This window comes from Aeromonas sp. FL131 (genome assembly GCF_049860615.1).
GTDB lineage: Bacteria > Pseudomonadota > Gammaproteobacteria > Enterobacterales > Aeromonadaceae > Aeromonas > Aeromonas hydrophila.
This window is the reverse complement of the sequence record NZ_CP187595.1, coordinates 2,360,400-2,381,577: the sequence shown is the minus strand read 5'-3', so window position 1 is coordinate 2,381,577 and position 21,178 is coordinate 2,360,400. Positions and strand designations below refer to the sequence as shown.

Sequence of the window (21,178 nt, the reverse complement as noted above, 5' to 3'; positions counted from 1 at the left end):
GAGGTTGCGCATAACGTAAACGATACCGTTCCCCTTGCCAAGGGGGCCGCGCCCCCCGTCAGCGTGGCTGCAGCCGTTTGATGACGTGGCGGGCGAAGCCGCTGCCCGCTTCGTCGTAGACGTTGAACACCGCATCCACCCCTTGTTCTTTCAGGGAGGCGATGTCGTCCTCGAAGCGGACGATGGCGGCAATCTTGCCGGCAAAGCCGTGGCTGCGCAGTTTCTCGATGGCGTAGAGGTTGCCCGAGTGGTGAGGCATGGCCAGCAGCACCAGGTTGACCTGGTTGGAGAGCAGCACCTTGTCCCAGAAGTCGGTATCGGTGGCATCCCCCTCGATCACGTTCATGCCCTGGGCGCGCAGGGTGGGCAGCTTCTCGCTGTCGTTCTCCACCCCGAGGATCACGGTGCCGTACTTGTTCTCCAGCTCGAAGTAGGCGCCCTGACCGATCCGCCCCATGCCGAGGATGATCACCTCGGCATCGCCGAGCTCGATGGGCCTGTCCTCCGGGTGCAAAGTGGTGGCTTGCATGCGGCGCAGCCAGTTGCCGAGCCGATGGTAAATGCGCTCGCTCTGGCCGTTGAGGGGGGCCGAGATCATGAAGCTGGCTGCCAGCGCCAGAGAGAGCGCAACCAGCCACTCGTGGGAGATCCAGCCCGCCTTGGCGGCAATGGCCGCGACGATGAGACCGAACTCCGAGAAGTTGGTGAGCGCCAGGGTGGAGAGCAGGGCGGTACGCACCCGCAGGTGGGCACCGCTGTAGACCAGATAGTAGAGCGCACTTTTGAGTGGCAGGGCCAGCACCAGCGCCAGCGCCAGCAACATGGTGTCGTGGGTCGGCAGGCCGTTGAGGCCGATGGTGAGAAAGAAGCAGATGAGAAACAGATCTTTGAGGTTGAACAGCGACTTGGCCAGCCCCGCGGAGGCGGGGTGGGAGGCGATCAGCATGCCGATGACCAGCGCCCCCAGATCCGGTTTGAGCCCCACCACCTCGAAGCCGGCGGCCCCCACCACCAGCGCCAGGAAGATCCCGAACAGCACCTGCAGCTCGCCGTGTCCGGCCCGCTCCAGCAATTTCAGCAGCAAGGGGCGCAGCAGCGGCAGGCCCAGGATCCAGAGTGCCCAGATGCTGGGCCACTGACCGCTGGAGACCGCCAGGAAGGCCACCGCGAACAGATCCTGCATCACCAGCACGCCGATGGCGAGACGGGCATAGAGGGCGTTCATGTCGCTGCGCTCCTCCAGCACCTTGACCGCAAACACGGTGCTGGAGAAGGAGAGAGCAAAGCCCAGCAGCAGTGCCAGCCGCCAGTCCAGCGACAGGGCCAGCGCCAGCCCGAGCCCCTTGCACACCAGCAGCACCACGGTGAACAGCAGGGTGGAGAGCAGCAGGTGCAAACTGGTGGTACCCCAGACGTCGCGCCGCATCAGGATCTTGACATTGAGCTTGAGGCCGATGGTGAACAGCAGCAGGGTGACGCCGAGATCGGCGATTTCGTTCAGGGCCGGGGTGTTCTGATAGCCCATGCCGTTGAGCAGAAAACCGGCCGCCAGAAAGCCCAGCAGGGGCGGCAGGCCGATGAGGTTGACCAGCATGCCGCAGCCAAAGGCCACGGCGATCATGACAGGTTCCATTACGCGTCCTTCAGGGGTAACGAGGCCGGCCTGGACCTTGCGCCAGGCCGGCCCGTCAGCCGGCAGGGATCAGACGATGTCGATATCCACTACTGAGTCGAAGATGTGGTTCGGTCGAAACGGCATGCGGTCGATGTCGGCCACCTTGCTCACCCCGGAGAGCACCAGCACCGTCTCGAGGCCGGCCTGGAAGCCCGCCAGAATGTCGGTGCGCAGGTTGTCACCGATGATGATGGTGTCGTCGGAGTGGGCCTCCATCCGGTTGAGCGCCGCGCGGATGATCCAGGCGCTCGGCTTGCCGACGTAGAACGGCTTCTTGCCGGTCATCCGCTCGATGGGGGCGCACAGGGCGCCGCAGGCCGGGTGCATCATGGGGCCGTGGGTATCCGGGTTGGTGGCGATGAAGCGGGCTCCCTGATCGACGAACTTGGCCCCCAGCTGCATCATGGTCCAGTTGTAGTTGCGGGTCTCGCCCACCACCACGAAGTCGGGGTCGATGTCGGTGATGGTGAAGCCGGCCTTGTAGAGCTCGTGGGTCAGCGCCCCTTCGCCGATCACATAGGCCTTCTTGCCGTCCTGGCGCTTGAGGAAGTCGGCGGTGCCCATGGCGGAGGTGTAGAAGCACTCCTCCGGCACCTCGATCCCGGCGGATCGGAAGCGGTTTTGCAGATCTTTCTGGGTCTGGGCCGGGTAGTTGGTCAGAAACAGCAGCTTGCTGCCCTGCTCCAGCAGGCGGTGGACAAAGCGGTCGGCACCGGGCACCAGATCGTTGTTGTGCAGGATGACGCCGTCGATGTCGCAGATGACGTTTTTCTTCATGGGGACTCCTTGTGTAGGCGCAAGAGGCGGCGGAAAGTTGCGCCAACTCTCAAGATCTTCAAATAGTTATGTTGTTTTTGTGACGCCATTATAAGTCTGTTTGATGACAAGTCTCCCCCATAAACAGAGATAGGTGCACAATGAACGACAGAGGGGAGGGATCCGCTCTGCCACTGGCTGGTCCCGCTGTCTGTGAACCGATGGAGCCGTCATCATGGATAACTTTATTGCCGGTCTGCCCAAGCTGGAGCTGCACCTCCATATCGAAGGCTCGCTCGAGCCGGAACTGATGTTTGCCCTGGGCCAGCGCAACGGCGTGGCCCTGCCCTGGCCCGACGTGGCCAGCGTGCGCGCCGCCTATGAGTTCGACTGTCTGCAATCCTTCCTCGATCTCTACTACCTGGGGGCCAGCGTGCTCATCACCGAGCAGGATTTCTTCGACCTCACCTGGGCCTATCTGGAACGCTGCGCCGCCGACAAGGTGGTGCACGTGGAGATCTTCTTCGACCCCCAGACCCACACCGCCCGCGGCGTGCCCTTCGCCACCGTGCTGGGCGGCATCGAGCGTGCGCTGCAGCGCGGAGAGCGGGAGTTTGGCATCAGCTGGCGGCTCATCATGAGCTTCTTGCGCCACCTGAGCGAGGAGGATGCCTTTGCCACGTTGGCAGAGGCCACTCCCTTCCTGTCGCGCATTCACGGTATCGGGCTCGACTCGGGGGAGAAGGGCAACCCGCCCAGCAAGTTTGCCCGGGTCTTTGCCCGCTGCCGCGAGCTGGGGTTGCCGGTGGTGGCCCACGCCGGCGAAGAGGGGCCGGCGCAGTACATCTGGCAGGCCATCCGGGAGCTTGAGGTGCGGCGCATCGATCACGGGGTACGCTGCGTCGACGATCCCGATCTGCTGCGCTATCTGGCCGATACCCGGCTGCCGCTCACCGTCTGCCCCCTCTCCAACACCCGTCTCAAGGTGTTTGACAAGATAGCCCACCACAACGTGCTGGCGCTGCTGGAACAGGGGCTGTGTGTCACCATCAACTCCGACGATCCCGCCTATTTCGGCGGCTACATGAATGCCAACTTCCACGCCCTGGCCCATGAGCTGGGGGCCAGCATGAACCAGCTCTGCCGCTTGTCACTGAACGCGGTAGAGGCGAGCTGGCTGAGCCTGGCCGACAAGGCGCGGCTGACCCGGGAGATCAGAAGCTACGCCGCCTGCTACGCGGTCAGCCTCCATTAACCTGCGGCGCCGGCAAGCATGACAGACAGAAAACGATGCGCCCACCAGTGATGGTGGGCGCGTCTCATTATGACTAGGCGGGTTTGACTCAGGCCGTGTAGGGCTGGGGGGCCGCCTGATAGGTCGGGTAGTCAATCAAGCCCTTTTCGCCGCCACCGAACAGGGTGGCCGGGTCGTGAGGGGCCAGCGGATAGCCGTGGCGCAGCCGCTCGGGCAGGTCGGGGTTGGCCACGAAGGGGCGACCGAAGCCTATCATGTCGGCCCAGCCCGCCTCGAGCGCCGCCCGGGCCCGCTCGCCATCGTACTTGCCGGCATAGATGAGGGTGTTGGGGAAGGCGTCGCGCAGCCCCTGCTTGAAGCCCTCCGCCATCAGCGGGGCATCGTCCCAGTCCGCCTCGGCGATGTGCAGGTAGACCACGTCGAGCCGGCCCAGCAGGCGGGCGGCGGCCAGGTAGGTCTCCTGCGGGTTGGCATCCACGGTGCCATTGAGGGTGGTGAGCGGCGCGAGGCGCACCCCGACCCGGTCGGCCCCGATCTCGCTGCAGACCGCCTCCGTCACCTCTTTCAAGAAACGCAGCCGGTTCTCCAGCGAACCGCCGTAGCCGTCGGTGCGGGTATTGGACTCGGAGTCGAGGAACTGGTTGATGAGGTAGCCGTTGGCGGCGTGCAGCTCGATGCCGTCAAAGCCGGCCAGCATGGCGTTGCGAGCCGCCTGACGGAACTGCCCCACTACCGCGTCGATATCGGCCTGGGTCATGGCGCGCGGGGTGACGGTTTCGACGAACCCGGGGGCATCGCTGCCGTTGTCGACGAACACCCGCACCCCTTTCGCCTGAATGGCGGAGGAGGAGATGGGCTGGGCACCGCCGAGGTTGTCGGGGTGAGTGACCCGGCCCACGTGCCAGAGCTGGGCGAACATGGTGCCGCCCTTGGCGTGGACGGCGTCGGTCACCTGCTTCCAGCCGGCAACCTGTTCGGCGCTGTGGATCCCCGGCGTCCAGGCGTAGCCCTTGCCCATGGGGTCAATCTGGGTGCCTTCGCTGATGATGAGGCCGGCCCCGGCGCGCTGGGCGTAGTAGGTGGCCATCATGGCATTGGCCACGTCACCGGGCTGGCTGGCGCGGGAGCGGGTCATGGGGGGCATGACGATGCGATTGTTGAGGTGCAGCTGGCCGAGACGCAGGGGGCAGAACCGGTGATCGTGGTGCATGGTGAATTCCTCATGGTGATGATGGGCTCACTCTAGTGCCGGCATCCCTTGCGAAAAAGAGGGGTAATTGCAGAAAAGAATTGCGCTGATGACAGCAATGGTGAAAAGAGGGAGGGGCAGGGGGAGGCGCCTGAATAAAAAGGGGGCCCGCAAGGCCCCCTTTTTCAGCATGGTTCACGCAATGGTGTCAGGCTTCCAGCGGCATGACGCGCACCCGCTCGATGCGCCGCTCGCTCACCTCGACCACTTCGAAGCCGAGCTGCTGCAGTTGCAGCCGCTGGCCCGGGGCGGGCAGGGTGCCGAAGTGGGAAAGCAGCATGCCGGCCAGGGTCACATACTCGTCGCTCTCGCTCACCAGCCCTTCGTGTTCCAGTACCTGTTCCACGTGGTGGATGTTGGTGCTGCCGTTGATGAGCCAGCCTTCCCCATCGCGGACGATGTCCGGCGTTTCATCTTCATCGGGCAGTTCGCCGACGATGGCCTCCAGCAGGTCGTGGGTGGTCACCAGCCCCTGGATCACGCCGAACTCGTCGGCCACCAGGATGAGGCTGCCCTTGGCCTGGCGCAGCTCCGCCAGCAGCTTAATCACGTTGATGGTCTGCGGCACTATGATGGGATCGTTCTGCTTGGCCAGCTCGCTCAAGGATTGCCCTTCGTTGAGGGCAAACAGCAGGTCGCGCGCCTTGACCACTCCGATCACCTCGTCCAGATCGCCGTCACAGACCGGGAACAGGCTGTGGGGCTCCTGCTGCAGCAGGGCGCGGATCTCGTCATTGGAGTCGTTGACGTCGATCCAGGCCATCTCGGAGCGCGGGGTCATGATGGTACGGATGGAGCGTTCGGCCAGCGACAGCACCCCGGTCACCATGTAGCGCTCCTCCTCGCCAAAGCTCACCGGCTCGGCGGCGGGGGCGTCCAGATCGTCGTCCGGCCGGTCCTGATATGCCTTGCTGCCCATCAGCTTGAAGATGGCGGCGGTGGTGCGCTCGCGCAGGGGCTGCTTGGCTTCGTGGCGCTCGGCACTGCGCTGGGAGAGCTGGTTGAAGAATTCGATCAGCACCGAGAAGCCGATGGCTGCGTAGAGGTAACCCTTCGGAATATGGAAGCCGAACCCTTCCGCCACTAGGCTAAAACCGATCATCAGCAGGAAGCTCAGACAGAGCACCACCACTGTGGGGTGGGCGTTGACGAAGCGGGTCAGCGGCTTGGAGGCGAGCACCATCACCAGCATGGCGATGGTCACGGCCGCCATCATGACGCCGAGGTGTTCCACCATGCCGACGGCGGTGATGATGGAGTCCAGCGAGAAGATGGCATCCAGCACCAGGATCTGGGTGATCACCACGCCGAAGCTGGCGTAGACGCCGACCGGTCCGTCTTCGGGCGGCTTGGCCTCCAGCCGCTCATGCAGCTCGGAGGTGGCCTTGAACAGCAGGAACAGGCCGCCCCCCATCAGGATCAGGTCCCGACCGGAGAAGGGGTGATCCCACAGGTGCAAAATGGGGGTGGTCAGGGTGACCAGCCAGGACATCACGCTCAGGAGCCCCAGGCGCATCAGCAGGGCCAGCGACAGGCCGATGACGCGGGCCTTGTCCCGCTGGGCGGGGGGCAACTTTTTCACCAGGATGGCGATGAAGACCAGGTTGTCGATCCCGAGCACGATTTCCAGGACGATCAGGGTAAACAGACCGATCCAGATGTGGGGATCCAGCAGCAATTCCATGTAGTGACCTCAATAAAAAACAGACAGAGCAGAGAGTAAGCACGGCGTACGATGGCCGCAGTGACAGCAAGGCAATGGCGTTATTCAGAGGCGCTGATTAAGCAGATAAAGATAGGCTTTGACGGGAAGAAACGAAGGGCAACTTCGGGGATTGTCCATGATGGGCAATAAAACCTCGGGTTAAAAGTGAGCCCTGATGATAACGGGAATCCCGTATTTGGCAAGAGGGGGCGGGAAGCGCAGGGGCAAAGGCGCTCGCCCTCTGGGGCGACAGAGGCGGGCGGAGCTTGCCAGGCAAGCCCCGCCGTGCGGCTTACAGCCAGCGTTTCTCGCGGGTGAAGCAGACCGACAGCCAGGCATCTCCCAGGGTATCGCCGAGGCGAGACCAGAGCTCCTGGCGCAGGGCATCCTGGCGCTCGACGGGCCACTCCTGGCCGGGGGCCACCAGAATGTTGAGTTCGAGATCGAAGCGGCGGCCGCTTTTCGCCAGATGGCTGTAGCACTCGATGCCATGGCGCAGGCGCAGGGCCTCGACTTCGCTGGCCACCAGCCGGGAGACATCCCCCTTGGGAGCGATCTTCAGCACTTCCCGCAGGTTGCGACCGAGCACCTTGATGGGGATGAGGGTGGCGCACAGGGCCAGCAGCGAGACCAGTACCGGGTCTATGTAGCGGTTGTAGTGGCCGTAGCCGATGGCATCAAGGCCGATGGCGACCACGAAGCCGATGAGCAGGGTGGTGCTGAGCAGGGTGTCGACCAGCCACTCCTTGGAGTCCACCCGCACCAGCTCTGAGTTGACCCGCTCGGCCACGTCGGCCTCGACCCGGTAGATGATGCCGCAGAAGAAGGTGGAGACGACGGCATAGATGAGGGCGTGGCCGAGATCGATCTCCCGTCCGCCCGCCAGCAGGGTGGTGAGGCCGTTGTAGAGTGCCGCCAGACAGAGCAGCAGAATGATGGTGCCGTTGATGACGTTGGCGATGGGCTCGAAGTGGGCGTAGCCGTATTGAAAGCGGGCGTCGGAGGGACGGGTAACCAGGTAGGCGGTGATGAGCCCAAGCCCCGTCATGCCCATGCTGAACAGGGTGAAGATGCCGTCCAGCATGATGGCGTTGGAACCGACGAACAGGCCATAGCCGATCCCGAAAATGGCAAAGGTGATGCAACCAAACAGCGACAGGGTCAGCGCCTGTTTTTCGGTGCGAATAAGCGTACTGATAACATGGCTGTAATGAGCCATAAAAGTCCTCCTTTCAAATGGTGAAGATTGCGCGCGCAAGCGGTTTTCTAGCTGATATACTGCCCGCTCACATGTGAGCGGACTGGTTCGGGAGCCCGCGAAGAGGCTGGCCCGAACGGTCGTTGTCGCCGGAGTTCCGGCATCAAGCAAAGGAAGGGAACAAGGATTCATGATCCCGAGACTCGATTACCAGGACAGTTTGTCACCTACAACCCTGCAGTTTCTTGAGTTGCTGGCGCGATCAGCATTTCGTGGTGATATCGAAAAGTCTTATGCAAGCCGGTTGGCGATGGCGACGGATAACAGCGTCTATCAGGTAGTACCTCAGGCGGTTCTCTATCCGCGCAATGCGGACGATATTGCGGTGATGCTCAAGCTGGCCCAGGGGCCCGAGTACGCGACCTTGAGTTTCTTCCCTCGCGGCGGCGGTACCGGCACCAATGGTCAATCCTTGGGCGGCGGCATTATCGTCGATCTCTCGCGCCATATGAACCAGATCATGGAAATTAATCTGGAAGAGGGTTGGGTGCGGGCCCAGGCCGGGGTGGTGAAAGACCAGCTCAACGCCTATTTGAAGCCCCACGGCTACTTCTTCTCGCCGGATCTCTCCACCTCCAACCGCGCTACCCTGGGGGGCATGGTCAACACCGACGCGTCGGGGCAGGGCTCCTTGGTGTACGGCAAGACCTCGGATCACGTGCTCGGCCTCAAGGCTGTGCTGGAAAACGGCGATCTCATGGCCACCGAGCCGGTGACCGGCCCGCGTCTGGCGGACAAGCTGGCGCTGGAGAGCCGTGAAGGGGAGATCTATCGCACCCTCTATCGCATCGGCCGCGAGCGGCGCGCCGACATCGAAGCCACCTTCCCCAAGCTCAACCGCTTTCTGACCGGTTACGATCTCAAACACCTCTATCAGCCCGATACCGACACTCTGGACGTCAGCCGGGTGCTGTGCGGCTCGGAAGGCTCCTTGGGCTTTATCACCGAAGCCAGGCTCAACATCACCCCCATCCCGCGCTACCGCACCTTGGTCAACGTCAAGTACGACAGCTTCCCGTCGGCCCTGCGCAATGCCCCCTTTATGGTACAGGCCCAGGCGCTGTCGGTGGAGACGGTGGACTCCCGGGTGCTGGGACTGGCCCGCGCCGACATCATCTGGCACTCGGTCAAAGAGTTCATTCAGGAGGTGCCGGGCAAGGATCTGCAGGGGCTCAACATCGTCGAGTTTGCCGACACCGACGAGGATGAGCACCAAGCCAAGGTGGCCGAGCTGTGCCGGCGCATCGACGCCCTGCTGGCCAAGGGGGAGGCGGGGATCATCGGCTATCAGGTGTGCAACCACCTGGCCAGCATCGAGACCATCTACGCCATGCGCAAGAAGTCGGTGGGGCTGCTCGGCAACGCCGAAGGGCGCAAGAAGCCGGTGGCCTTCACCGAAGACACCGCCGTGCCGCCGGAGTCGTTGGCGGACTTCATCATGGAGTTTCGTGCCCTGCTGGATGCTCACGGCCTTGACTACGGCATGTTCGGCCACGTCGATGCCGGGGTGCTGCACGTGCGCCCGGCGCTGGACTTGTGCGACCCCGAGCAGGAGGTGCTGCTGCGGCGTATCTCCGATCAGGTGGTGGCGCTCACCGCCAAATACGGCGGCCTGATGTGGGGGGAGCACGGCAAGGGCTTTCGCTCCGAATACAGCCCCGCCTTCTTCGGCGAGCTGTGGGAGGAGCTGCAACGGGTCAAGGGGGCGTTCGACCCGGCCAACCGCATCAACCCGGGCAAGATCTGCATGCCTTATGGCAGCGGCGCCGAGCTGGTGTCGGTGGATGGGCCCAAGCGCGGCAAGTTCGACCGCCAGATCCCGCTGGCGGTGCGCACCAGCTATACCCGGGCGCTGGATTGCAACGGCAATGGTCTGTGCTTCACCTTCGAGACCGACTCCCCCATGTGCCCCTCGGTCAAGATCAGCCGCGACCGCCGTCACTCTCCCAAGGGGCGGGCCGGCCTGATGCGCGAATGGCTGCGTCAGCTGGCAGAGCAGGGCTTCGATCCGCTGAGCGAGGAGGTGGCGCTGCAAAGCGGTGGTCTGCGCTTCAAGCAGATTGTCGACAAGTTCCGCAATACGGTGGCCCGCGCCCGCGGCGAGTATGACTTCTCCCACGAGGTGATGGAGGCGATGGAGGGGTGCCTGGCGTGTAAAGCCTGCACCAGCCAGTGCCCCATCAAGGTGGATGTGCCCACCTTCCGCGCCCGCTTCATGCAGCTCTATCACAGCCGCTATCTGCGCGGCCCCAAGGATTACTTCGTCGGCACGGTGGAAAGCTATGCCCCCCTGCTGGCCAAGGCGCCGAAACTGGTCAACTTCTTCCTCGAGAAGGAGTGGGCCCAGAAGGCGACCGAGAAGAGCATCGGCATGGTGGACGTGCCGTTATTGAGCGTGCCGACCCTGGCCGAGGAGCTGCGCGACCATCGCGCCCGCTATTTCGATCTGCCGGGCCTGGAGGCCATGAGCCCCGAGCAGCGTCAAAAAGTGGTGCTCATCGTGCAGGATCCCTTCACCAGCTACTACGACGCCCCCGTGGTGCGTGATCTGGTGAAGCTCGCCAGCAAGCTCGGCCTGCAGCCCTATCTGCTGCCGTTCAAGCCCAACGGCAAGCCCCAGCACGTGAAGGGCTTCCTGCGCGCCTTCGCCCGTACCGCGGCCAGCAGCGCCCAGTTCCTCAACAAGGTGGCGGCGCTCGGCATCCCCATGGTGGGGGTCGATCCCTCCCTGGTGCTCTGCTATCGGGACGAATACGTGAAGGCGCTCGGCCCCGCCCGCGGTGACTTCCAGGTGCTGCTGCCCCAGGAGTGGCTGCTCTCCTTGCCGGCCGAGGCGTTGCCGGTGCGAGAAGCGGATGCCGGCGTCGAGCCCTGGTATCTGTTCGCCCACTGTACCGAGAAGACCGCCAAGCCGTCGACCCACGGTGACTGGAGTACCCTGTTCCGCCGCTTCGGTGCCACGCTGCAACCGGTGTCGGTGGGCTGCTGCGGCATGGCCGGTACCTATGGCCACGATGCCAAACAGGTGGATAACTCCAAGGGCATTTATGGCCTGAGCTGGGCCGAGCCCCTGGCTCGCCTGCCGCAAGCCCGTTGTCTGGCCACCGGATATTCGTGCCGCAGCCAGGTGAAGCGGATGGAGGGGGAGAAGCTCAAGCACCCGCTGCAGGCCCTGCTGGAACTGCTCTGATGCTGACGCTCCCCAAGCGGTTTCGGGTGCCGCAAGCCTATCGGCACCCGCACTTCCTGCTGCTGCCGGTCAATCCGACCCAGGCGGTGGTGGAGTTCGTCGCCATGCTGCGCGAGCGCGAGCAGCTTCATCAGCTGTTTCGCCCGGACGATGTGTGGCCCTCCGCCAACTTCAGCCTGAGCCAGCACGAGGCCGATCTGGAGTGGCAGCACTCCGAATTTCTGGCCAAGCGCTCCTTTGCCTATGGCCTCTGGAGCCCGGCGCGGGAGCCCGAGTTCTGGGGCGGGGTTTACCTCTACCCCTCGGTGCTGCCGGAGGTAGCGGTGGAGCTCTTCTTCTGGAAGGTAGCCGAGGCGCCGCTCACCGATGCCGAACTGGAGGCAGAACTGCGCGCCTGGCTCGGCAAGGTATGGCAGTGGCCCGCGCCGCGCCTGCCGGGGCGGGACCAGCCCTGGGCCGAGTGGTCAGGGGTGACCTATCCCTGGTGAGAGTCAACCTCGATGCAAGATGCCCCGGCGTGGGCATCTTTTTTTTTGCTCCTGTTTCGCCGACACTGCTGGTTTGCCGCTACGGCGCAGCGATAACCCGTTGATCACGCAAGGAGTCCGCTCACCATGAGTCAAGAAAGCAACCCCATCTGGCGCAAGCCCATGAGCCTTGAGGGGCTCAACGCCAGCTCCCGCAACACCCTGATGGCCCACCTCGACATCATCTACAGTGCCTTTGGTCCTGACTGGCTCGAGGCCACCATGCCGGTGGATCACCGCACCCATCAGCCGCTCGGCATGCTGCACGGCGGCGCATCCGTGGTGCTGGCGGAGACGCTGGGTTCCTTGGCGGCTAACATGGCGGTCGGGCCCGGCAGTTACTGCGTGGGGCTGGAGGTCAATGCCAACCACCTGAGGGCCAAGCGGGAAGGGGTGGTGACGGGGCGTTGCACGCCACTGCATCTGGGGGCGACGACTCAGGTGTGGCAGATAGAAATTCGCGATGAACGTGGTCGTTTATTGTGCACCAGCCGGTTGACCATGGCGGTGCTCAAACACAAGCGGGACAAGGACTCTGGCGAAGCGTGATCTGCAATAACGCACCATGAGTGAAAAATAAGCAAGCCATAGTCGCAAGATCCCTCTATAATTGCCAACGTCTTGAGAGGCTTATCACATTTTTCAAGACAGCAGAACAAAGTGGCGCTATAATCGCCGCCTTTTTGCTATTCCGCGGTGTTAGCCGCCTGCCTTAATCTGGAAGAATCTATGTCTGATACCGAACAACTGCCCCTTTTTAGTGAGCTTGGACTGGCCGCGCCTGTACTGAAAGCGCTGCAGGACGTGGGCTATGAGCGCCCGTCCCCCATCCAGGCCGCAGCAATTCCCCACCTGATGGCGGGCCACGATCTGCTGGGGCAGGCGCAAACCGGTACAGGGAAGACCGCTGCTTTTGCCTTGCCTCTGTTGTCTCGTCTGGAAGCTGGTAACCGCAACACCCAGATCCTGGTGCTGGCACCGACTCGTGAACTGGCTCTGCAGGTGGCTGAAGCGTGCCAACGCTATGCCCACCACATGCCTGATTTCCACGTGCTGCCCATCTACGGCGGCGCCTCCTACGAAACCCAGACCCGCGCCCTGCGCCGCGGTGCTCAGGTTGTCGTGGGTACCCCGGGCCGCGTGATGGACCTGATCCGCCGCAAGAACCTGGACCTCTCCGGCCTGAAAGCCCTAGTGCTGGACGAAGCGGACGAGATGCTGCGCATGGGCTTCATCGACGACGTGGACTGGATCATGGAACAGTGCCCGGCCGGTCGTCAGGTTGCCCTGTTCTCCGCCACCATGCCGGAGCAGATCCGTCGTGTGGCCCAGAAGCACCTGAAGCAGCCCAAAGAGATCAAGATCGCCTCCAAGACTGCGACCGCCACCACCATCCGCCAGCGTTACTGGCAGGTGACCGGTCTGCACAAGCTGGACGCCATGACCCGTCTGCTGGAAGTCGAGCCCTACGAAGCCCTGCTGGTGTTCGTACGCACCAAGAACGCCGCCGAAGAACTGGCTGGCAAGCTGGCTGCCCGTGGTCACGCCTGTGAAGCGCTGCACGGTGACATCCCGCAGAAGCTGCGTGAGCGTACCGTCGACAAGCTGCGTCAGGGCCAGCTGGACATCCTGATCGCCACCGACGTGGTCGCCCGTGGTCTGGACGTTGAGCGCATCACCCACGTGGTGAACTACGACATCCCCTACGACACCGAATCCTACGTTCACCGTATCGGCCGTACCGGTCGTGCCGGTCGCAAGGGTGAAGCCATCCTGTTCGTGGCACCGCGCGAGCGTCGCATGCTGCGCGCCATCGAGCACGCAACCCGTCAGGCCATCGAGCCGATGAAGATGCCGAGCACCGAGGACATCAACCAGCACCGTCTGGCCAAGTTCAAGGAGCGCATCCGCGAAACCATGATGGGCGAAGAGCTCGAGATCTACGTGAACCTGGTGAACGAGCTGATCGAAGAAGACTCTGCCGATCCGCTGGAGCTGGCTGCCGCACTGGCCAAGCTGGTACAGGGCGACCAACCGCTGCTGCTGGATGACTCCATTCCGGATCCGGTGTTCAACGCCGGCAACGATCGCGGTGGTTTCGAGCGTCGTGACTTCAATGACCGTGGTGGCCGTGATTTCGCCGACCGTGGCGATCGCCCGGCTCGTCGCATGCCGTCCCTGGAGCCGCGTCCGCTCAAAGACAACCCGGACGTGGAGATGGAGCGCTACCGCGTCGACGTGGGTGCCCATCACGGCGTCAAGCCGGGCCAGATCGTGGGTGCCATCGCCAACGAAGCGAACATCGAGAGCCGCTTCATCGGCAACATCGACATCGCCGATGACTTCTCCACCGTCGATCTGCCCAAGGGCATGAGCGCCGAAGTGCTGGAAGTGATCAAGAAGGCCCGTGTCTGCCAGCGTCCGCTGCAGATCAGCCGCTACACCGAAGTGCCGGCCGGCAGCAACACTGCTCCCCGTCCGCCCCGCGGTGATCGCCCGTTCCGTGGCGACCGTCCTTTCAACAAGGATCGCCGTCCACAGGGTGACCGTCCCTTCAACAAGGATCGCCGTGAAGGCGGTTTCGACAAGGGTCGCAAATTCGGTGGCAAGCGCCGCGACAGCTAAACCCTGACTGCTAGCTAAAAAGGCCGCTCATCGAGCGGCCTTTTTGTTGCCCGTCGTTCACCCAGGCGATGCCGCCGCGCTGCATGGGGGGATGTGGACGGGTAAGTTTATGGCACACCGTGGATATCGCAGGTGAGTTGCCTGACATCGTCCTGGCTGTGTGGAATGGGATGGGCAGGGAAGATACGGGTAAACGCAGGGTAGCGGGGGGGGGGCTGCGAGTCACGTCTGCATAAAAGGGAAGGATGCAGCAGCAAGAGCAGGCTGAGAGGGGCGGTCGGGGTGGTTTGTCCGGGTCTATGCCATCGCGGTGAAGGCAGCAAAAAGGCGACCCTGGGGTCGCCTTTTATGTTTTTGCATCTAGGGATGCTTAGAGCACCATGGCGGCAATCCAGCCGAAGATGATGAGCGGGATGTTGTAGTGGATGAAGGTGGGCACCACGCTGTCCCAGATATGGTCGTGCTGGCCGTCGGCGTTGAGGCCCGAAGTGGGGCCCAGGGTCGAGTCGGAGGCGGGAGAGCCTGCATCCCCCAGGGCGCCGGCGGTGCCGACCAGAGAGATGGTCGCCAGGGGGGAGAAGCCGAGGTGCAGGCACAGCGGTACATAGATGGTGGCGATGATGGGCACGGTGGAGAAGGAAGAGCCGATCCCCATGGTGATGAGCAGGCCCACCAGCAGCATCAGGAAGGCGGCCAGCCCCTTGTGGCCCGCCATCATGCCGGAGACGGCCTGTACCAGGCTCTCCACCCCGTGGGTCTCTTTCATCACGGCGGCGAAGCCGGCGGCGGAGATCATGATGAAGCCGATGAGGGACATCATGCGCACGCCCTGAGTGAAGGCATCCTGGCTCTCGCGGAACTTGATGACGCCGCCACAGGTGAAGATGACGAAGCCGGCCAGCGCCCCCAGCACTATGCTGTTGGTCATCAGTTGCAGCCCCAGCGCCACGGCGATGGCCAGCAGGGCGACCCAGATGTGGTTGAGGTTGAGATCGACCGTCTCCGGCTCGGCGGCCAGGATCTGCTCCAGATCATACTGGCGCGGCTTGCGGTAGCTGAAGAAGACGGCGATCAGCAGGCCGACGAACATGCCCAGCACCGGAATGGCCATCGCCAGCGGCAGCTGGCTGTGCTCGACCGGCACGCCGTTGTCGATGAGATTCTTGGCCAGGATGTTGTTGAGGAAGATGCCGCCAAAGCCTACCGGCAGCAGCATATAGGTGGCGGTCAGGCCAAAGGTGATGACGCAGGCCACCTGACGACGGTCGATCTGCATCTGGGCCATGACGTGCAGCAGCGGCGGGATCAGGATGGGAATGAAGGCGATATGGACCGGGATCAGGTTCTGAGAGGAGATGGAGACCCCCAGCACCGAGCTGAGCAGCAGGGCCTTGACCCAGAGGATGCGTGAGCTGCTGGCATCCTTGCCGAGTTGGCTGATCACCTTGCGCGCCAGCAGATCCGTGATGCCGGAGCGGGAGATGGCGACTGCGAAGGCCCCCAGCATGGCGTAGGAGAGGGCGATCTCGGCGCCGCCACCCAGGCCACCGCTGAAGGTGCTGAGGGTCTGCTCGAGGGAGAGACCGCCGAGCAGACCGCCGACGATGGCGCCGATGGCGAGAGAGACCACCACATTGATCCGCAGCAGGCTGAGCACCAGCATCAGCGCCACCGCGATAACAACAGGATTCATTTGCTTTCCTTATAGTTTGTGTTGCTGTCTGTCGTGTGAAAGGCAGTTAGTTTGCGAAAAATGTGACAAATGTCGAGTAAAAAATCAGGTGAATGGCCTATCTACAGCATTCCCGGCGGTTCAACCTTGATGAAGGGTCTTGAGAGGTAAAAAACGGTGCTGGATGGGCCTTTTTTCGACACTCTGGTCAAACCAGATGGCTTGACCAATGGCGCAAGAGAAGAGGCTGCCGTGGCAGCCTCTTGAGAAGGGGGCGTCGTTACTCGTTGGCGTCGTCGGCCGCCTCGTCCGGGTGGGCCGGGGGCCAGCCACCCAGGCTCTTCCAGCGGTTGACGATATGACAGAACAGCTCGGTGGTGCGCTCGGTGTCGTAGAGGGCGGAGTGCGCCTCTTTATTGTCAAACGGAATGCGCGCGCTCTGGCACGCCTTGGCCAGCACCGTCTGGCCCAGCGCCAGGCCGGAGAGGGCTGCGGTGTCGAAGGTGGCAAACGGATGGAATGGATTGCGCTTGAGGCCGGCCCGCTCGGCGGCGGCCATGACGAAACCGTGATCGAAGGTGGCGTTGTGGGCCACTATGATGGCGCGGCCGCAATCCTGCTCCTTCATCCCCTTGCGGATGCCCTTGAAGATCTCGGTCAGCGCCTCTTTCTCGCTGACGGCGCCGCGCAGCGGATTGAAGGGGTCGATGCCGGTGAACTCCAGCGCCGCTTTTTCCAGATTGGCCCCTTCAAACGGCTCGACATGAAAATGGAAGATCTGGTCGGGCACGAGCCAGCCCTGCTCGTCCATCTTAAGGGTATAGGCGGCGATTTCCAGCAAGGCGTCGGTTCTGGCATTGAACCCGGCGGTTTCAACATCGATGACGACGGGGTAAAAGCCACGAAAACGGCCCTTGAGGGTGTGAACAGCGTCGGTCATGGTATCTCGGTCGGCGTGAAATGAGGCGGCATTATGGCAAAAAAGCCGGCCTTTGTCCCTCATCGGCCGCCATCGGCGCGCTGGCCGATTCTATTATCGACACGCAGGCTTATAATTGACCACTTCAACAATGGAATGGGGAGCAACGATGAAGAAGCTGGGATTGGCGCACAAGATGTTGCTGGTGGTCTGCCTGCCACTGCTGGCCTTGCTGTTCTTCTCCGGCCGATACGTCTATGAGCGTTATCGGGTCGAGCAGGAGATGAGTCAGGCCCAGGCCGCACTGGCGGTGGTGCGGGAAGCGGCGCAGCTGGCCCACGAGCTGCAAAAGGAGCGTGGCATGTCGGCCGGCTTCCTGGGTTCCGGTGGCAACAAGTTCCGCGATGCCCTGCCGGCGCAGCGCAAGCAGGTCGATACCCTGCTGCAGCGCTTTCGTGAGGATCCCGCCCTGCTGGCGCTCAAAGAAGTGCAGCAGGAGCTGGCCGGGCTCACCGCCATGCGCGAGCGGGTCAGTGCGCTAGGGGTCGAGGTGGCCGAGCAGGTCAGCTTCTATACCCGGATGATCACCCAGTTGCTGGCGGTGGTGGATCAGATCAGCATCAATAGCCGGGATGCCACCATAGCGCTGCAGACCAATGCCTATGCCGCCTTCTTGCAGAGCAAGGAGCGGATGGGGCTGGAGCGGGCGACCTTGAGCAACGTGTTCGGCCGCGACAGCTTCACGCCGGCGCTGTTGCAGCAGTTCATCTCCCTGTTGGCGGCCCAGAATACCTATCTCGAGCGTTTCCAGGCGGTGGCGAGCCCCTCCCAGCGCCAGTTGCTGGCCGACAGCCTGGCCTCGCCGGTGGTGAGCAAGGTGGCCGCCATGGAGAAGCTGGCGCTGGACAAGGCGGCCAGCGGCGGCTTCGGGGTGGATGCCGAGGCCTGGTTTGCCTTGAGCACCGACAAGATCAGCCTGCTCAAGGAGAGCGAAGACCGCCTCTATCAGCAGCTGTCCGAGCGGGTGGATCAGATGCGGGCGAAGAGCGCCAGCGACTTCTGGTGGGCCGCGACCGGAGTCCTGCTGTGCGTGCTGCTCACCAGCTTCGTCTGCTGGCGGGTGGTGCGGGATCTGCACCTGGGCTTCATGGCCCTGCACCATACCTTCAAGCGGCTGGTGCAGGAGAACGATCTGACGGTGCGGGTCAACTGGCGATCCGGTGACGAACTGGGGGCACTGTCGCGGGATCTGAACCACTTCCTCGAACATCTGGAGGGGCTGATGCTGGCGGTGCGCCGCTCCTGCGAGGTGCTGGCCCGCAGCGCCGCCGCCTCGGCCAACGTCATTGCCGAAGTCAACGCCGGGGTGGCCAAGGGGTTTGGCCAGGTGGATCTGGTGGCGACAGCGGCCACCGAGATGGCCTCGACGGTGGCCGAGATCGCGCGCAACGCGACCCAGACCTCGCTGGCGACCCAACAGGCCATCGGTCGGGCCCGGCAGGGTGACAAAGAGGTGGATCAGACCATCGATGCCATCCAGCAGGTCGCGGGTACCTTGAGTGATACCCAGCAGCTGGTGGACAGCCTGCATCAGGACACCGAATCGGTGGGCGAGGCACTCAATCTCATCAAGCAGATCTCGGATCGCACCAACCTGCTGGCCCTCAACGCCGCCATTGAAGCTGCCCGCGCCGGCGAATCCGGCCGCGGTTTTGCAGTGGTGGCGGAAGAGGTGCGGGCCCTGGCGTCGCGCACCCAGCAGGCAGCCGACGACATAGAGCGGATGCTGGTGCGGCTGCGGCAGGGGGCCAATCAGGCGGTGACCGCCATGCACTTGGGGACCGAACAAGCGGGGCTGAGCGTGACCGAGGCCAAGCGGGCGGGCAGCGAGCTGACCGACATCGTCAACGAGGTGCGCAAGGTGAGCGACATGACCGCCCAGGTGGCCACCGCCACCGAGGAGCAGCGCTATGTCACCGACGACATCCAGCACAACGTGATGACCATCCGCGAGGTGTACGAGGCGCATCGCCTGCACTCGGAAACCCTGCAGCAAAACAGCGCCGAGCTGGATCAGCTGGCGCGGGAGCTGGCGGGACGCATCGCCCGCTTCAAATTGATGGACGCTGCCTCGACCCACTGATCGGTTTGCCCTAAAGCTTGTCCTGCCCCTGCCGATATCTAACCTGAGATCGTGTGGAGGGCAGGCAGTTGAACGCTTGGATGTTGGGGTTGGTCAGCATATCCGTGAGTATGCAGTTACAGGCGGGAGTCACCGAATTCGGTGCCGGCCTGGATCAATCCGTCTGGCGTTTGACCTCCGACACCCAGGTGGAGTGCCGGCTCGAGCACCCCATCCCCAACTGGGGCACGGGGGCATTCGTCAGCCGCGCCGGTCGCAAGATCAATCTGGATTTCGAGCTCAAGGGGCTGCGCCAGCAGGCCCAGACCCAGACGGTCAGCCTGGGCATCATGCCGCCGGTCTGGCGCCCCGGCATCGCCGGGCGTGAAGTAAGCCAGCTGCGCTTTTACCAGCAGTTTGACGGGCTGGTGGAGGGGCAGACCGCCTGGACCATGCTGGACGAGCTGGAAGGGGGGCGCATGCCGACCTTCCAGTACCGCGACTGGTATCGGCAGAATCGGCCGGTGCGGGTCTCGCTCTCCTCGGTCAACTTCCGGGTCAAGTATCAGGCCTTCGTGGATTGCCTCAATGGTCTGCTGCCCTACAGTTTCAACGACATCGCCTTCAGCGTGCTCACCTATGACAAGAACAGTGACGAGCTGTCGCTGGCCTCCAAGCGGCGGCTGGCGATGATCGGAGAGTATGTGAAGGTGGACAAGAGCATCGACGTGGTGGTGATCGACGCCTACAGCGACAGCTATGGCGGCCGCTGGCCGAACCAGAAGCTCTCCGAGAAACGGGCCGATGCCATCAAGAAGGTGTTTGTGGATCTGGGCATTGAACCCGGCAAGATTTCGGTGGAGGGGCACGGCGAGAAGCAGCACGTCGCTTCCAACGAAACCGAAGATGGTCGCGCCAAGAACAGGCGGGTGGTGATCAACATGGGCCGCAACGGCGCCATCTGAGGAAAACGAATCCATAAAAAAGAGCGCCTTGGCGCTCTTTTGGTTTTTCTGGGGATAGCCAGATTCAGACGCTGTCGCCGAGGCCGCTGCCGGCATCCTTCTTGGCGATCAGCTCAATCTTGTAACCGTCCGGATCTTCCACGAAGGCGATGACGGTGGTGCCGCCCTTGACCGGGCCCGGCTCGCGGGTGATCTTGGCGCCGGCGGCGCGCAGCGCCTCGCAGGTGGCATGGATGTCGTCCGCTTCCAGCGCGATGTGACCATAGGCCGAGCCCAGCTCGTACTCGCTGACACCCCAGTTGTAGGTGAGCTCGATCACCGCTTCATCTTTCTCGTCACCGTAGCCGACGAAGGCCAGGGTGTACTTGTATTCGCTGTTCTCGCTCTTGCGCAGCAGTTTCATCCCCAGCACTCGGGTATAGAAGTCGATGGAGCGTTGCAGATCGCCGACGCGCAACATGGTATGCAGGATTCTCATTGCTCAATTCTCCGGGTAGTGGTTCTTGTGGTATGGGTGCCGCTCAGAGAAGCGGATACCGGCGCTTGGCTCAAGCCCGTGTTCGCCAGAAGCGGCGCCATGGTGCGCCGTTTGCGAGCCGGCCGCCGTGTTCAGCTCTCCGGGTAGACCTTTTCCTTGTACTCGCACAAGTCCTCAATGATACAGGAACCGCAGCGCGGTTTGCGAGCCAGACAGGTGTAGCGCCCGTGCAGGATGAGCCAGTGGTGCACGTCCAGCTTGAACTCGGCAGGGACTACCTTGAGCAGCTTCTCCTCCACCTGCTCGACGTTCTTGCCCACCGCAAAGCCGGTACGGTTGGAGACCCGGAAGATATGGGTATCGACGGCGATGGTGGGCCAGCCGAAGGCGGTGTTGAGCACCACGTTGGCGGTCTTGCGGCCGACCCCGGGCAGGGCCTCGAGGGCCTCGCGGTTCTCCGGCACCTCGCCACCGTGGCGCTCCAGCAGGATGGCGCAGGTCTTGATGACGTTCTCGGCCTTGGTGTTGAACAGGCCAATGGTCTTGATGTACTCCTTGACCCCGTCCACCCCCAGTTCCAGCATGGCCTGGGGGGTGTTGGCCACCGGGTAGAGCTTGTCGGTGGCCTTGTTGACGCTGACATCGGTGGCTTGGGCCGACAGCAGCACGGCGATCAGCAGCTCGAACGGCGTCTTGAAGTTGAGCTCGGTGGTGGGGTGGGGGTTGTCGTCCCGCAGTCGCTCCAGTATCTGCCTACGTTTCTGATTGTTCATGGCTCTCTC

General features: G+C 63.1%; 16 protein-coding genes. 7 read left to right on the top strand and 9 right to left on the bottom strand.

What is annotated here, in order from left to right:
- Window positions 1–58: 58 nt before the first annotated feature.
- The gene (locus tag ACPW75_RS11050; RefSeq protein ID WP_077098003.1) at window positions 59–1,633 is read right to left on the bottom strand and encodes a cation:proton antiporter family protein; all 1,575 of its coding nucleotides are present in this window, start codon (window positions 1,631–1,633) and stop codon (window positions 59–61) included.
- A 69-nt stretch (window positions 1,634–1,702) separates the two neighbouring features.
- Entirely contained in the window at window positions 1,703–2,452 is a 750-nt protein-coding gene (locus tag ACPW75_RS11045; RefSeq protein WP_011706469.1) for an HAD-IIA family hydrolase, read from the bottom strand.
- A 214-nt stretch (window positions 2,453–2,666) separates the two neighbouring features.
- Here ACPW75_RS11045 and ACPW75_RS11040 point away from each other — a divergent pair, with 214 nt between their 5' ends.
- Window positions 2,667–3,686, top strand: a complete 1,020-nt coding sequence (locus ACPW75_RS11040) for an adenosine deaminase (RefSeq protein WP_077098005.1) — start codon at window positions 2,667–2,669, stop codon at window positions 3,684–3,686.
- Window positions 3,687–3,774: 88 nt separating this feature from the next.
- On the opposite strand, the gene ACPW75_RS11035 is transcribed toward ACPW75_RS11040, so the two are convergent.
- The 3 genes from ACPW75_RS11035 to ACPW75_RS11025 form a co-directional block, all read right to left on the bottom strand.
- A complete protein-coding gene (locus ACPW75_RS11035; protein WP_077098007.1) occupies window positions 3,775–4,896 on the bottom strand; it encodes an alkene reductase in 1,122 nt (373 codons plus the stop codon).
- A gap of 187 nt (window positions 4,897–5,083) precedes the next feature.
- The gene (locus ACPW75_RS11030; protein WP_045527137.1) at window positions 5,084–6,619 is read right to left on the bottom strand and encodes a TerC family protein; all 1,536 of its coding nucleotides are present in this window, start codon (window positions 6,617–6,619) and stop codon (window positions 5,084–5,086) included.
- A gap of 313 nt (window positions 6,620–6,932) precedes the next feature.
- Complete coding sequence (locus tag ACPW75_RS11025) at window positions 6,933–7,859, bottom strand: cation diffusion facilitator family transporter (RefSeq protein ID WP_011706465.1); 927 nt, start codon at window positions 7,857–7,859, stop codon at window positions 6,933–6,935.
- A 169-nt stretch (window positions 7,860–8,028) separates the two neighbouring features.
- Between ACPW75_RS11025 and ydiJ the strand changes: the two genes are divergently transcribed.
- The 4 genes from ydiJ (at window position 8,029) to ACPW75_RS11005 (ending at window position 14,240) form a co-directional block, all read left to right on the top strand.
- Complete coding sequence (gene ydiJ, locus ACPW75_RS11020) at window positions 8,029–11,088, top strand: D-2-hydroxyglutarate dehydrogenase YdiJ (protein WP_179101525.1); 3,060 nt, start codon at window positions 8,029–8,031, stop codon at window positions 11,086–11,088.
- The gene (locus ACPW75_RS11015) at window positions 11,088–11,576 is read left to right on the top strand and encodes a hypothetical protein (protein ID WP_077098011.1); all 489 of its coding nucleotides are present in this window, start codon (window positions 11,088–11,090) and stop codon (window positions 11,574–11,576) included. Before ydiJ ends, ACPW75_RS11015 begins: the two co-directional genes overlap by 1 nt.
- A 126-nt stretch (window positions 11,577–11,702) precedes the next feature.
- The gene (locus ACPW75_RS11010) at window positions 11,703–12,164 is read left to right on the top strand and encodes a hotdog fold thioesterase (protein WP_077098012.1); all 462 of its coding nucleotides are present in this window, start codon (window positions 11,703–11,705) and stop codon (window positions 12,162–12,164) included.
- Between the two features lie 180 nt (window positions 12,165–12,344).
- Complete coding sequence (locus tag ACPW75_RS11005) at window positions 12,345–14,240, top strand: DEAD/DEAH box helicase (protein ID WP_016351112.1); 1,896 nt, start codon at window positions 12,345–12,347, stop codon at window positions 14,238–14,240.
- Window positions 14,241–14,610: 370 nt separating this feature from the next.
- On the opposite strand, the gene ACPW75_RS11000 is transcribed toward ACPW75_RS11005, so the two are convergent.
- Window positions 14,611–15,933, bottom strand: a complete 1,323-nt coding sequence (locus ACPW75_RS11000; RefSeq protein WP_077096136.1) for a Na+/H+ antiporter family protein — start codon at window positions 15,931–15,933, stop codon at window positions 14,611–14,613.
- 259 nt (window positions 15,934–16,192) lie between these two features.
- On the bottom strand, window positions 16,193–16,852 hold the full coding sequence (gene rnt, locus ACPW75_RS10995; RefSeq protein ID WP_016351110.1) for a ribonuclease T: 660 nt from the start codon (window positions 16,850–16,852) through the stop codon (window positions 16,193–16,195).
- A gap of 148 nt (window positions 16,853–17,000) precedes the next feature.
- Between rnt and ACPW75_RS10990 the strand changes: the two genes are divergently transcribed.
- Both ACPW75_RS10990 and ACPW75_RS10985 read left to right on the top strand, forming a co-directional pair.
- Complete coding sequence (locus tag ACPW75_RS10990) at window positions 17,001–18,974, top strand: methyl-accepting chemotaxis protein (RefSeq protein WP_252410739.1); 1,974 nt, start codon at window positions 17,001–17,003, stop codon at window positions 18,972–18,974.
- A 68-nt stretch (window positions 18,975–19,042) separates the two neighbouring features.
- Window positions 19,043–19,918 (top strand): flagellar protein MotY, encoded by an 876-nt coding sequence (locus ACPW75_RS10985; protein ID WP_024944879.1) that lies wholly within the window; start codon window positions 19,043–19,045, stop codon window positions 19,916–19,918.
- A gap of 64 nt (window positions 19,919–19,982) precedes the next feature.
- On the opposite strand, the gene gloA is transcribed toward ACPW75_RS10985, so the two are convergent.
- Window positions 19,983–20,396: a lactoylglutathione lyase gene (gloA, locus tag ACPW75_RS10980; RefSeq protein ID WP_077096137.1), complete on the bottom strand. Its 414-nt coding sequence runs from the start codon at window positions 20,394–20,396 to the stop codon at window positions 19,983–19,985.
- Window positions 20,397–20,527: 131 nt separating this feature from the next.
- The gene (nth, locus tag ACPW75_RS10975) at window positions 20,528–21,169 is read right to left on the bottom strand and encodes an endonuclease III (protein WP_045527126.1); all 642 of its coding nucleotides are present in this window, start codon (window positions 21,167–21,169) and stop codon (window positions 20,528–20,530) included.
- Between the last annotated feature and the right edge of the window lie 9 nt (window positions 21,170–21,178).

Bases quoted from the DNA above. Each gene is read 5' to 3' on its own strand.
- ACPW75_RS11015 (WP_077098011.1), top strand. From the start codon at position 11,088: ATGCTGACGCTCCCCAAGCGGTTTCGGGTGCCGCAAGCCTATCGGCAC.
- rnt (WP_016351110.1), bottom strand. From the start codon at position 16,852: ATGACCGACGCTGTTCACACCCTCAAGGGCCGTTTTCGTGGCTTTTAC.
- nth (WP_045527126.1), bottom strand. From the start codon at position 21,169: ATGAACAATCAGAAACGTAGGCAGATACTGGAGCGACTGCGGGACGAC.
- ACPW75_RS10990 (WP_252410739.1), top strand. From the start codon at position 17,001: ATGAAGAAGCTGGGATTGGCGCACAAGATGTTGCTGGTGGTCTGCCTG.
- ydiJ (WP_179101525.1), top strand. From the start codon at position 8,029: ATGATCCCGAGACTCGATTACCAGGACAGTTTGTCACCTACAACCCTG.
- ACPW75_RS11000 (WP_077096136.1), bottom strand. From the start codon at position 15,933: ATGAATCCTGTTGTTATCGCGGTGGCGCTGATGCTGGTGCTCAGCCTG.
- ACPW75_RS11050 (WP_077098003.1), bottom strand. From the start codon at position 1,633: ATGGAACCTGTCATGATCGCCGTGGCCTTTGGCTGCGGCATGCTGGTC.
- ACPW75_RS11045 (WP_011706469.1), bottom strand. From the start codon at position 2,452: ATGAAGAAAAACGTCATCTGCGACATCGACGGCGTCATCCTGCACAAC.
- gloA (WP_077096137.1), bottom strand. From the start codon at position 20,396: ATGAGAATCCTGCATACCATGTTGCGCGTCGGCGATCTGCAACGCTCC.
- ACPW75_RS11005 (WP_016351112.1), top strand. From the start codon at position 12,345: ATGTCTGATACCGAACAACTGCCCCTTTTTAGTGAGCTTGGACTGGCC.
- ACPW75_RS11025 (WP_011706465.1), bottom strand. From the start codon at position 7,859: ATGGCTCATTACAGCCATGTTATCAGTACGCTTATTCGCACCGAAAAA.
- ACPW75_RS11040 (WP_077098005.1), top strand. From the start codon at position 2,667: ATGGATAACTTTATTGCCGGTCTGCCCAAGCTGGAGCTGCACCTCCAT.
- ACPW75_RS11030 (WP_045527137.1), bottom strand. From the start codon at position 6,619: ATGGAATTGCTGCTGGATCCCCACATCTGGATCGGTCTGTTTACCCTG.
- ACPW75_RS11010 (WP_077098012.1), top strand. From the start codon at position 11,703: ATGAGTCAAGAAAGCAACCCCATCTGGCGCAAGCCCATGAGCCTTGAG.
- ACPW75_RS11035 (WP_077098007.1), bottom strand. From the start codon at position 4,896: ATGCACCACGATCACCGGTTCTGCCCCCTGCGTCTCGGCCAGCTGCAC.